Below are 12265 nucleotides of genomic sequence, written 5' to 3' on the forward strand. Positions count from 1 at the left end.
CATGGAGGAAAACAATAATAACTTAGGGAAAAAAGTCGCTATATCAGTAATGTCAGTCGCTTTACTGGGAACGTCAGGTTATCTTGTGTATGACAAAGGCTTTAAGACAGCAGGAAAAGAACCAGTAAAACTAGCAAGTAATACAGAAGAGAAAAAAGATGATCGTATTACAGGGGGCAATTTACAGTCTATGTTCCCAAATTTAGTCGCTGATCCTGCAAAAAAAGATGAAAAACCAGGTGAAAAACCAACTATTAATTTAGCAGACTTAATTGGAAATAATAAATCACCAATTACGCCAGTAACATATAAACCAGATGAAGTATCGGTGGAAAAGAAAGATCCACAAATCAAATTATCAGATGCACCAACTCCACAAAAACTAGATTTACCAACTAATATGGTTGGACCTGTGGCAGAACCGGGAAAAGCGAATGATAATAAACCGCAACCAACTGTACAAGAAGGAGACGGACAAAAACCAGATACAGGTACAAAACCAGACGCAGGTATAAAACCAGATACGGGTACAAAACCAGACGCAGGTACAAAACCAGATACAGACACAAAACCAGATACAGGTACAAAACCAGATACAGACACAAAACCAGACACAGGTACAAAACCAGATGCAGGTACAAAACCGGATACAGGTACAAAACCAGACACAGGTACAAAACCAGATACAGACACAAAACCAGATACAAAACCAAAGCCAGATCCAGAACCAAAACCAACACACCCAACAATTACAGTATCACCAAAAACGGGAGATATTTTAGTTGAGTGGTACGCTGGAAATGGAAAATACTACTCATCTGTTTTCTTTAATGATTTTTATACGAGTCAAAAAGAACTGGATGAAAATGCATTAAATAATTTAACAAACTACTATAGCAAAAAAGAAGACTGGACGCTCGTTAGCCAATTGAATACACCATCAAAATCAAAATCGATAGCTGAACATAAGCTAGCATTAGATAATGTAGAACAAATTCTTACAAGTGGTGAATATTCAAATGAGAGAGCACTATTCTATTTACGTAATCAAATGAATGTACTGAATGAATCGGTTACCACTCAAGAAGAGCTACAAAGATATTTAAGTGAAAATAAGAAGGATTATATTAAATCTGTAGCAGAAAAAGTTTATAAAACAGCAACAGAAGAAAAAAGAGAGTGGTCAAATACAGGAGATGTAGCATCTTTAGAACAAGCATTAAGTAAATTGTATTTAGTTACATCAGTATTTGAAAGCGTAGATCCTACATTAGTAGAAAAAGCGAATCAAGATGTAGAAGATATTTTCAACAAGCTATTACAAGAAGAATTACAGAACCTTAACATCCAAACATCAGTAGTGATGTCTGCAACTGAGACAAAAGAAAAAGCAAGCCCTGTAAAAGAAAAGACTAGCAGTAATGAAGTAAAAGCAGTTACAGAAGAAAATGAAGCAACAAGTACAGCAACTGAGAAAAGCCTAAAAGATTCAAAGACTGAAGGTGCCAAAAATAACGATACAACAAATAATACAGATCCAAGTACTCAAAAAGCACAAGTAAAATCTGAACCATTTAGTCAAGAAATCGATCAAATAGAAACATATTTAAATCTAGCGAATCCACAATATGAAAATGCTTTACTATTAGCAAATCAGTATATTGACGGTGCAACAGGAGAACAAAAAGAAAAATTAGAAAAGCAATTTAGTGCGGCTGTAGAGGGACTTCGTGGACAAATTAAAGATTCTAATTTCAAAGTGGAAGATGCTATAAATAAAGCGAATTTATTAGCAAATACGGAAAGAGTAGAAAAATCTGTTCAAGATGAATCTCATCAGTTATTAATGCCGTTAATGTTTGAAAGAAAAGCAAACGATGCTGCAAATAATGGAGAATATTATACAGCGGTATTAAATATTGCAAATGCAATTCGTACAAAGCACCCATTGGAGCGTTCAAGAGAAGAAATGGTTAATTATGCGAATAAATTATGGACAGATACAGAAAATGAATGGAATAAAATGAATGGAACGACAGGATGGCAAAGTGAAGTAGGTAAAACATTATTACCATCATATACATTACTTGCACAGTTAAAAGATATTGATAAAACGATTGGCCAAATTAGTGGTATGAATATGATTGATAATGCATCAAAAAAAATGGAGGGAATTCAACTTGTGCAATTAGCAGGTGATGAAGCAAATAAAGAAGGACAAACGAGCCTTTATAATGCTTTACATTATTATGGTCAAGCAGCTTCACGCGGTGTTGTTGATAAAACAGGATTTTCTAATGTAGCTGGTCTTGTAATTAAAGAAGCAAAACAGTTAGAAAAAACGCAATATAAATCAGCTTTAAACAATTATCAAATTTTATATAAAACGCCAGGTATTGAAGAGCTAGGAATTAAAGATGGGGTAAAAGCGGCAATTGAGTATTTGAGTACATTTGAAGCTGCAAAGGTAAGCGGGAATAAAGATACAATTGAAGATTTAGCTTCAGCGATTGAATTAACTTACCATTCTATGGAACTAGGATATCCAGAAGCAGATGCAAAAGAATGGATGAATACGGTAGCTCTAAAAATGTTTAATAAAGGTGCAGGATATATGTCCGCAACTGATACGAATAATGCATATAAATGTTTTGAATTTTTAACTCGTGATAAATATGCAAATGCTATTAATGGAGAAATAACGAAACAAGCAAAAGAGAATGTAGAAAAAATTAAAGCTATGAACGTTACAAAATAATTGGATTTAACATTCGCCATCTTACTTTGCGTAAGATGGCGAAATTATTCCGCATAAGGAGTAAATATTAATGAGTTTAGTAGAAATTTGAATTTTACTAAACTCATTAACTATTCATCATAGTCACGCTATTCGCAATGGAGAATTTGAAAGGTGGAAAAAAGATGATTAGCAATTTAAAAAGGGAAGCATTATCTTCATTGAAAGGCCATTGGGGATTAGGGGTAGGTTCAACGTTTCTTAATTACCTCATTCCCGTAGCAAGTATGTATATCATTGGTATAGTAGTATTTCTAATTTTTGGTTTGTTTATAGACGTTATAGGACCCGAGAACTTTGTATATTATGCATACGGCGAACCTCAAATTAATTTTGGTTTTATTTTATCTCAAATTATTGTATGGGCTATTATTTTTATTCTTTATATTGTTGTACAAAGTGTTATGAGTTACGGCTATTATACAATTACATTACGTTTAGCGAAAAATGAATCTACCACAATAGGTGATTTATTTGCTGGTTTCAATTCAAATAATATATTTAGAGCTGTGAAACTAGGTATCTTACAAACAATATTTATTAGCTTATGGAGTCTTTTGTTCATTGTTCCAGGTATTATTAAATTTTTCTCTTATTCTATGGCTTACTACATTATGTTAGAGGATCCAGAATGTACAGCAAGTGAAGCAATTAAAAAAAGTAAAATGATGATGAAAGGACATAAGTTAGATTTATTTATTACTTGGTTAAGTTTCATTGGTTGGTTTATTTTGGGTTCATTGGTGGGGATTTTCACACTAAATCTCCCATACCTTTGGATTTCGCCATATTATACTACTACAGTATCGCATTTCTACTTAAATCTAGTGAATAGAACTAATGATTCAAAAGAAGTATCAGTTATCAATATTCAAAAATAACGGGTTTAAAATTCGCCATCTTACTTTGAGTAAGATGGCGAATTTATTTCACATAAGGAGTGAAGTGCGATGAGTTTACTAGAAATTTGTCCATTAGATGAGGCGTTAGTGGAAGCTTTACAGAATGAAGAAAAAAGAGTTCGTTTTTATGAGATATTACAGAAATCAAATTTGTACATTGTTGCTTCTATAGAGGGAGATACAACTGTAGATGAAGAAGGGAATTTGATTTCAACTGATAATACACAATTGCAAATTCATTATTTTGAAATGGAAGAAGGTTTAATAATACATGAGAATGAAAAGGGGATTATTGTATTTGGTAATAATCCACAACATACTGAGGTTACTGTTTTTCAAAATAAAGTTCTGAAATGGCAACGAGAAAATGGAAAGAGATAATTTAATGAAAGTAGGTGCATTTATGGGAGAAACGAGAAATCTTATGAATAGTATATGGTTTGGAGAAAAAACAATTTTAGCTAAATCGGAAATAAAAGAAAAAATTTTAAAATCTGTAACAGAAACGGAAGTTTTATTTAACTTAATAGAATTATTTAAAACGGGGGATTTTACTCAAAAACCACTATTAGTTCAATTAATGAATCAGACTAAAGATAAAGCGGTTCTGAATTTATGTATTAGAGTATTTTTATCTGTTGCAACACATGAAGACTTAAGGGATTCAAATAATCTCCGTTTTCTTAGTGAGGTAACTGAAGAAACAGTAGACACTTTTGCATCAGCAGCCACAACCTCACTTTCTCTTGAGGTAATTCCATATTTATTGGCTTTACTTGAAGAGTGGGAGGAATTCAGTGATACAGCTACTATTATAAGAGACTCTATTGATTCCTTTATTAATTTTGAAGATCAAATTGGTGAAGATGCAACTATAGATGAAATTGGAAATTTTTATTTTAAGTATTGTCAGGAGAAGGATACAAATAGTTATTATTTTCAACAGAATTTAGCTTTTCCTGGAGACTTAGCTAAAAAATTGATTCAGCGGGTTATGATTGCTGCTAATAATGAGGAGCAATTAAAAATGGAATTAATACCATCTTTATTATCAATTTGGACTGGTGAAAGAGTACCTGCGGATTACAACACTATTATTAGTGCAAGTAATTATAAAGATTTTATTGACTATATAAACGAACTTTCAAGTGAAAACTGGGAAAAGGGACAAAAATATTTTTACGGATATAAGCTTTAACTATAACCTATGAAAAACAAAGTATATGTGAAGTGGATAGGAAAAAATAATAGGGTGTTTGAAAATACATACTTCATGATGGTTGTACCATCATAGAGTATTATGTGCAATGATAGAAAAAGAAAACGAGGTACGAGCTTAGGCGAGATGACATTTTATTGGGTGATGAATATAAACACACGGAATGTATACGAAACTAACGAACTCGTACAAACTCGTAAGTTTTAACGTAGTAGTTGTCATGATATACAAAAGGTGTCATACTGTTACTACAAAACTTACAAATTTATGCTACTTAAAAACATATGAACTTAAAGCACTTGATTGTCAATTAAAGGCAACAAGTGCTTTTTTGCGTTTTAGGATAGAAATGATTAGACACATTATAATTTTATAAGTGTGCTAAGTATTAAATTTTTATAGATTGTAATGGCTATGAACAGGGTATGACGATAGTAGAGGAAAAAATAAAGAATTGTGTTATGTTTTGAAGTCATCGTAAAGTACGTTTTAACGGGTGATGTAAGAATACATATAATAAGAGGTGGAGTTATGTCTACTACAACGGTAAATAACGCTATTCAACAAAGGGAGTCATCACAACAACAAGATGACGATGATCAAGAAGAAGGTACTGATGACGAAGGATAATGAAAAATAAAAAAGGATTTCTCATTAAATTTTAATATATACCTTGACAGTTACTAATATAACAGATATACTTCATATTAATTTCAAAAGAAAATATATTCTAAATATTAAAATGTGTTGAATAGGAGTAGTAAGGTCGTATATTTGTACAGAGAGCTATGGGTTGGTGTGACATAGTCAAATGACATCCTGAACTCGCCTAGGAGCAGTAAGGTGGAACGGAATCACATTCTTAGTAAATCTTAACGGTTAACCTTCGATATTAGGTTTGTAATCAAACGATTACTACTAAGGTGGATTCATAATGGAATCAATAAGGGTGGTACCGCGTTAAGTAAATGGCTTAGCGTCTCTTTATATAGAGACGTTGAGCCATTTTTTTATTTTATGGAAATAGAAATGGAGGGTTTATTCGGATTGGTTTATAAAATTTAATTATTTATATAAATTAATTTAATTAGGAGGAAAATAAGATGAAACAGACGGAGCAATGGACTTCGAAATTAGGTTTTATAATGGCTGCAGCAGGATCAGCAATTGGACTTGGCGCAATATGGAAGTTTCCTTATATCGCTGGAAAGAGCGGGGGAGGAGCATTCTTTTTAATCTTTATATTATTTACTGTTTTAATTGGACTACCACTACTTATAGCTGAATTTATGATTGGACGCAGTACACAAAAACAAGCAGTTGGAGCGTTTAAAAGTATTGCACCAAATACAGGATGGCACTGGATTGGGCGCCTTGGCGTAGGAACGTGTTTTATACTACTTTCATTTTATAGTGTTGTAGGTGGATGGGTATTCATTTATTTATTCAGAGGAGTAACTGGGCAACTTATTACTCCAGGACAGAATTACGGTGCATTATTTACTGAAACAATTGGAAATCCCGCTTGGGCGATTATGGGGCATTTCGCTTTTATGTTCATTACGATTTGGGTTGTATCAAAAGGTGTACAAAACGGAATTGAAAAAGCAAGTAAATATATGTTGCCAGCATTGTTTGTTTTATTTGTCGCTCTTATTGTTCGCTCACTAACACTTGATAATGCAATGGAAGGTGTGAAGTTTTTCTTACAACCAGATTTTTCAAAGATTACTTCAGAAAGTATTTTGTTCGCAATGGGACAATCGTTCTTTGCGATTAGTATCGGGATTTCGATAATGGTCACGTATAGTTCCTATTTAAATAAAAAAGAAAGTTTACCAAAATCAGCAATAACAATTGTTGGATTGAATTTATTTGTTTCATTATTTGCGGGTCTTGCTATTTTTCCAGCTGTATTTTCATTAGGAATGGAGCCAACAGAAGGGCCTGGATTACTATTTATCGTATTACCATCTGTATTTAGTCAAATTCCATTCGGTGGGTTTTTCTTAACAGTATTCCTTGCACTATTTACATTTGCGACATTAACATCGGCATTTTCTCTACTAGAGACTGTTGTTTCAGCATTAGCAAATGGTGAACAAGAAAGAAGAAGAAAATTATCATGGATGATCGGTTTCTGCATTTTCTTAGTAGGTATACCATCAGCGTTATCATTTGGAGTATGGAGTGATATTACGATTTTCGGAAAGAATATATTTGATGCAGTAGACTTCTTATCTAGTAATATATTAATGCCACTTGGAGCACTATTTATTAGTATTTTCGTTTCATTCAAAATGGAAAAGAAGATGCTAGAAGCAGAGTTTTTTGTAGGTGGAAATTATGGAAAGAAAGTATTTACTTGCTGGGCATTTTTACTTCGATTTGTAGCACCGCTCGCAATAATTATTGTCTTTTTAAATGTAATAGGGATTATTTAATATTAAATGTTATAATATTCAGTAAAAAAGAAGGTGAAGATTATAAAGACGCATTTAATAGAAACAGGGAAATACATGAATATTAGAGGGAAAAAGCTATACGTTGAAACGCATGGGAATGCTAAAAACAATCCAGTCTTATATTTGCATGGTGGACCAGGGGAAAGTTGCTATGATTTTTCATTTCATCAAGCGGAACGTTTAAAAGATTCTCTATATGTAATTATGATTGATCAAAGAGGTGTTTGTCGCTCAGAAGAAATTACTGAAGACGAAGCTTTTGGATTAAATGATTTGATTGAAGACTGTGAGGAATTAAAAAGAGTATTACAAATTGAGAAGTGGTCTATAATTGGACACTCTTTCGGTGGATATTTAGCATTGCTATATGCGTCGATTTATCCAAGTTCAATAGAGAAAATAATATTTGAAGGACCAACTTTTGATTTTGCATTAACAAGTAGGGCTTTGTTACAAAAAACAGGGCATTTATTAAAAAAGTACGGAAAAAAAGAAGTAGCAGAAGAGTCCATCGCTTATTCATCTAGCAATGCTAGTTCAGCAGAGTTGTTAGAAGCTTATATAAGGCTAAGTGATGAATTAGAAGAAAAAAGAATGGAGATTTACAATAATAAGGAAGATAGGACAGATGAGAGTTTATACAGTGATGAAGAGTGGGAAATATTTTCAAATCGCTCCAAAATTCACTTTGATAGATTGAAATTAGAGGGAGCATGTCACACATCATTATTATCAAAAATAAAAGATGTACAAAGTCCAATGTTATTAATAGTAGGAAAACATGACGTGGTAACGTGTGAAAAACAAATTAAAGCATTTAATAAAGATGCCCGAAACGGCAAGTATATCGTATTTGAAGAGAGCGGTCATTCACCTCATTATGAGGAAGCAGATCGATTTGCAGAAACAGTCATAGATTTTTTGAAATGAAGAAAAGGGTGCTTCTATAAATGAGAGGCACCCTTTCTAAATTTCTGGATATGTGATTGTGATGTTAGGCCACTTACTTTGCCAATTCTTTTTTATAACTCTGTTTTTGTACATATGTAATCGTTCGTTCGATTCAAGAAAATGAGCTGTTGGTCTCACTTGTAAGGAAAGAACATCTTCAATACCACATGGGGCTGTTAATATGACGTTGTTTCGTTCATCAAGTGTAATCCCTAAAGCTGTTGCTGTTTCAGGGAATTTAGAAATAGCATTAACAGAAGAAGAATATGGTGGCATATTATTTACTACATGCATACGAGCTTGATTCTTTACTGACCAAGGTATAGAGGCATCTAAATTTATTAGATTCTTTTCTAATAATTGTTCGTATACCTCATTTTTACGAAAAGGATCAAAATAAATGACATCAACGTCTGGTGTAGTCGTTCTTACTTCATAGTCATGTAAAGTATCCCAAATTTTAGAACGAACAAATCCGGCACAAATCCACCAATCAGGTAGTTCTAATGATTTCGCCATTTGTAATACATTCATCATCCATTCATCGTTTTCTATTAAATGAATTATATCTTGCTCTGTTTGTATATTCATTGATAAACTCACCTTTCTAGTAAATTAATGTATTAGTTCAATAATCCATAAAATCCAGTAAGCACCTGGTACAAATAGTAGTTGTGCTAATAATGTACCGAAAAGTCTAGAAATCATTAGCCAACCGTACATTTTACTCATAGATTCAGCACCATGCTCTGATTGTAAAGCACGTTCTGTTAAAAGAGCGATGCGTGGATCGAGTAGTACTGTTAATAAAATTGTAGCAAAACCATTTACAAGACCAGAAGCTGTACTTGCGTTTGTTGCATAGTCTGGATTTAGAAAAGAAGCGTAAAGGGCAGAAAGAACACCTGCTGTATAAATAGCAGTAGCAAACATGTTAATAAGCATAATACGTTTTGGAATACCACCGATACGCAGTCTATGAATCATTTCTAACTTTGGAAACCGTACATATTTGTTTGTGTACTTTAATTTTTGAATGTTATTCGTTTTCATCATCCGAATGAATGAACCATCTGTTTCAAAGTTTTGAATGACGTATCCAAATAGTTTTGTCAAAGTTGGATACAGTATAATCGCGAGCAATGTACCGATAGAAGCAGATAATAGAACGAGCCGTATAATATGCTCTAAATCAATAGAAGAATCTAGTTTTGCTTCATCGACAATACCACCGATTAAAAAGGCTTGTAGTAAGTTAGATGTTCTTGAAATAAGCAGTACCATTCCTACGACGGATAAGGCAACGGCAATCTTTTTTAAACGTACACCAGCTAATCGAATACTATAAGAGCTAGTTTCAACAGCATGGATAATAATTGTGAAAGCCATTATAAAAATTAACGTAATTGACATTTGTTTCACCAGTTTCTATTAAAATAATTGTAACTTTTTTACTTTACCATATGTATCTTTTTTTGTAACTGAAAGTATGTGACATAGGAAAAGTAATTTTTCAGAAAAAAGATAATGCTAGTATAATAGAAGGAGAAGAGGGAAAAGATGTTATACGTTACTTATAAAGTAAAATGAGCGGGGGAATGAAACATGTACACAACATTTCTATTTGATTTAGATGGAACATTAACGGATCCGAAAGAAGGCATTATAAATTCAGTATTGTATGCATTAAAAAAGGTTGGCATAGAAGAATTACATGTAAGCGAGTTAGATTCATTTATTGGTCCTTCCATTCAGCAATCATTCATAGAGAGATATAATATGAGTGAAGGAGAGGTTGAACGAGCTGTTTTTTATTTCCGTGAATATTTAAAGCAGCGTGGTTTGTTTGAAAATAATGTATATGAAGGTATTCCGGATCTTTTACAACAATTAAAAAATTCAGCTAATCGTTTATTTGTAGCAACTTCAAAGCCTACAGTATTTGCAAAACAAGTACTAGAGCACTTTCAATTAACGGATTATTTTGAAGATATCGTTGGAAGTAATTTAGATGGTACAAGAATAAAAAAAGAAGAAATCATTGCTCATATTTTACAAACAAATGAAGAACTTAATAAAGAAGAAATTGTTATGATTGGAGATAGAAAGCACGATATAATTGGTGCGAATCGTAATGAAATTGCATCGATCGGCGTTTTATATGGCTATGGTAGTGAAACGGAATTGACTGAAGTTGGTGCGACTCATATTGCGAATGATGTAAAAGAACTACATCATTTTTGTATAGAGAATAGTTTAATAAAGCAGTAAATATAGAGACTAGCACCCCCTTTATAACGTCTGACGATGAAATCGTTTTTTGTTTAAAGGGATTTTTTATATGTAATCGAATACTTATAATTAGACATTTTTAGCATGAAAAATTTGTATGAATAAGAGGAGGGGTGTCAGAATCAAAAGATTAGTAATAGAAGTTTATCTATAAAAGTTTGAATTTTCAGTTTAAAGGAGGGGTATAATTGGAGCTAGTTATTATATTATTAGCACTTAGTTTACTTATGTTTGTAGCATATAGAGGGTTTTCTGTTATTTTATTTGCACCGATATTTGCATTATTTGCGGTATTTTTGACAGAGCCTAGTTTTGTATTACCTTTCTTTTCTAATATTTTTATGGAGAAAATGGTAGGATTTATAAAGTTATATTTCCCTGTATTTTTACTAGGGGCAATATTTGGGAAAGTGGTAGAAATGTCAGGAATTGCGGACTCTATTGCAAAGACAATTATAGAGTTAGTTGGTGAAAAACGTACGATATTAGCGATTGTATTAATGGGAGCTATTTTAACGTATAGTGGTGTTAGTGTGTATGTAGTAGTGTTTGCTGTATATCCATTCGCAGCTAAGTTGTTTCGACAAGCGAATATTCCAAAGCGTTTAATCCCTGGGACAATCGTGCTTGGAGCAGTTACATTTACAATGGATGCGCTACCTGGATCACCACAAATTCAAAACGTAATACCTACAACATTTTTCAAAACGGACATTTATGCTGCGCCAATACTTGGAATTGTAGGAGCAATTTTTGTTCTTACATTAGGTTTACTATATTTAGAGAGTAGACGTAAGAAGGCGAAGGCAGCAGGTGAAGGGTACTTTGGTTTTAACGATGGGAATACTGAAATGGCAGCATCTTTACAAGTAGAACAAAAAGATATGCCGTTACTTAAAAGTATTGAAATTACAAGAGCACAGCAAGTAATTGCTTTTATTCCACTTATTTTAGTAGGTGTAATGAATAAAGTTTTTACTATTATGATACCGAAGTGGTATCCGAACGGTTTTGATTTTTCTACAATTGGTATGAAAGCATTTGGAAAAGTAGAATTAAGTGCAGTAGTTGGAATCTGGTCAGTAGAATTGGCACTTATTATAGGTATAGTAACTACGTTATTATTATATTGGAAACGAGTAGTAACAGGATTTCAAGCTGGATTGAATACAAGTATTGGTGGAGCATTACTTGCAACGATGAATACAGGAGCTGAGTTTGGATTCGGTGGTGTCATCGCAGCACTTCCGGGATTTGCGATTATGAGAGATGGCATTTCTGCCACATTTACAAATCCCCTAGTGAATGGAGCAGTAACGACGAATATTTTAGCTGGTATTACAGGCTCTGCATCAGGAGGAATGGGAATCGTTTTAAGTGCAATGGGAGATAAGTTTATTGCAGCGGCTCATCAATTTGATATTCCGTTAGAAGTAATGCATCGTATCGTATCAATGGCATCAGGTGGAATGGATACACTACCACATAACGGGGCTATTATTACTATTCTTACAGTAACAGGATTAACTCATAAACAGTCATATAAAGATATATTTGCAATTACAGTTTTGAAAACGCTTGCTGTATTTTTAGTTATCGCGTTCTATACTTTAACAGGAATTTATTAAATAGATATTTT

The 12265-nt window shown here is 32.9% G+C and carries 9 protein-coding genes, 1 pseudogene and 1 other annotated feature; of the genes and pseudogenes, 8 read left to right on the forward strand and 2 right to left on the reverse strand.

Features of this window, described 5'->3' with window-relative positions:
• The first annotated feature begins 1 nt into the window (after position 1).
• From ATN06_RS10940 to ATN06_RS10970, 6 genes and pseudogenes are all read left to right on the forward strand, one after another.
• On the forward strand, positions 2–2758 hold the full coding sequence (locus tag ATN06_RS10940; protein WP_060630649.1) for a hypothetical protein: 2757 nt from the start codon (positions 2–4) through the stop codon (positions 2756–2758).
• Between the two features lie 164 nt (positions 2759–2922).
• Entirely contained in the window at positions 2923–3678 is a 756-nt protein-coding gene (locus tag ATN06_RS10945) for a DUF975 family protein (RefSeq protein ID WP_060630650.1), read from the forward strand.
• 69 nt (positions 3679–3747) lie between these two features.
• Positions 3748–3969 (forward strand): annotated as a pseudogene (locus tag ATN06_RS29685) (SseB family protein); the annotation flags it as partial.
• Between the two features lie 115 nt (positions 3970–4084).
• A complete protein-coding gene (gene imm47 / locus ATN06_RS10955; RefSeq protein WP_060630651.1) occupies positions 4085–4897 on the forward strand; it encodes an Imm47 family immunity protein in 813 nt (270 codons plus the stop codon).
• Between the two features lie 759 nt (positions 4898–5656).
• Positions 5657–5905, forward strand: a binding site (T-box leader).
• Positions 5906–6021: 116 nt separating this feature from the next.
• Complete coding sequence (locus ATN06_RS10965; RefSeq protein ID WP_060630652.1) at positions 6022–7362, forward strand: sodium-dependent transporter; 1341 nt, start codon at positions 6022–6024, stop codon at positions 7360–7362.
• Positions 7363–7437: 75 nt separating this feature from the next.
• Positions 7438–8313: an alpha/beta fold hydrolase gene (locus tag ATN06_RS10970; protein WP_060630653.1), complete on the forward strand. Its 876-nt coding sequence runs from the start codon at positions 7438–7440 to the stop codon at positions 8311–8313.
• Between the two features lie 36 nt (positions 8314–8349).
• Here ATN06_RS10970 and ATN06_RS10975 read toward each other — a convergent pair whose 3' ends face one another.
• Both ATN06_RS10975 and ATN06_RS10980 read right to left on the reverse strand, forming a co-directional pair.
• Positions 8350–8925 (reverse strand): nucleotidyltransferase family protein, encoded by a 576-nt coding sequence (locus tag ATN06_RS10975; RefSeq protein WP_060630654.1) that lies wholly within the window; start codon positions 8923–8925, stop codon positions 8350–8352.
• A 24-nt stretch (positions 8926–8949) separates the two neighbouring features.
• Positions 8950–9747 carry a lipid II flippase Amj family protein gene (locus ATN06_RS10980; protein WP_060630655.1) on the reverse strand — a complete coding sequence of 266 codons (798 nt, stop codon included), beginning with the start codon at positions 9745–9747 and terminating at the stop codon, positions 8950–8952.
• 192 nt (positions 9748–9939) lie between these two features.
• Between ATN06_RS10980 and ATN06_RS10985 the strand changes: the two genes are divergently transcribed.
• Both ATN06_RS10985 and ATN06_RS10990 read left to right on the forward strand, forming a co-directional pair.
• Positions 9940–10605, forward strand: a complete 666-nt coding sequence (locus tag ATN06_RS10985) for an HAD family hydrolase (RefSeq protein WP_060630656.1) — start codon at positions 9940–9942, stop codon at positions 10603–10605.
• Between the two features lie 209 nt (positions 10606–10814).
• A complete protein-coding gene (locus tag ATN06_RS10990) occupies positions 10815–12254 on the forward strand; it encodes a GntP family permease (protein ID WP_060630657.1) in 1440 nt (479 codons plus the stop codon).
• Positions 12255–12265: the final 11 nt, after the last annotated feature.

Source organism: Bacillus thuringiensis (assembly GCF_001455345.1).
Classification (GTDB): Bacteria; Bacillota; Bacilli; order Bacillales; family Bacillaceae_G; genus Bacillus_A; species Bacillus_A thuringiensis_N.

Excerpts from the sequence above, each read along its gene's own strand:
- ATN06_RS10945 (WP_060630650.1), top strand. The coding sequence starts at position 2,923 with ATGATTAGCAATTTAAAAAGGGAAGCATTATCTTCATTGAAAGGCCAT.
- ATN06_RS10965 (WP_060630652.1), top strand. The coding sequence starts at position 6,022 with ATGAAACAGACGGAGCAATGGACTTCGAAATTAGGTTTTATAATGGCT.
- ATN06_RS10980 (WP_060630655.1), bottom strand. The coding sequence starts at position 9,747 with ATGTCAATTACGTTAATTTTTATAATGGCTTTCACAATTATTATCCAT.
- ATN06_RS10970 (WP_060630653.1), top strand. The coding sequence starts at position 7,438 with ATGAATATTAGAGGGAAAAAGCTATACGTTGAAACGCATGGGAATGCT.
- ATN06_RS10940 (WP_060630649.1), top strand. The coding sequence starts at position 2 with ATGGAGGAAAACAATAATAACTTAGGGAAAAAAGTCGCTATATCAGTA.
- ATN06_RS10975 (WP_060630654.1), bottom strand. The coding sequence starts at position 8,925 with ATGAATATACAAACAGAGCAAGATATAATTCATTTAATAGAAAACGAT.
- imm47 (WP_060630651.1), top strand. The coding sequence starts at position 4,085 with ATGAAAGTAGGTGCATTTATGGGAGAAACGAGAAATCTTATGAATAGT.
- ATN06_RS10985 (WP_060630656.1), top strand. The coding sequence starts at position 9,940 with ATGTACACAACATTTCTATTTGATTTAGATGGAACATTAACGGATCCG.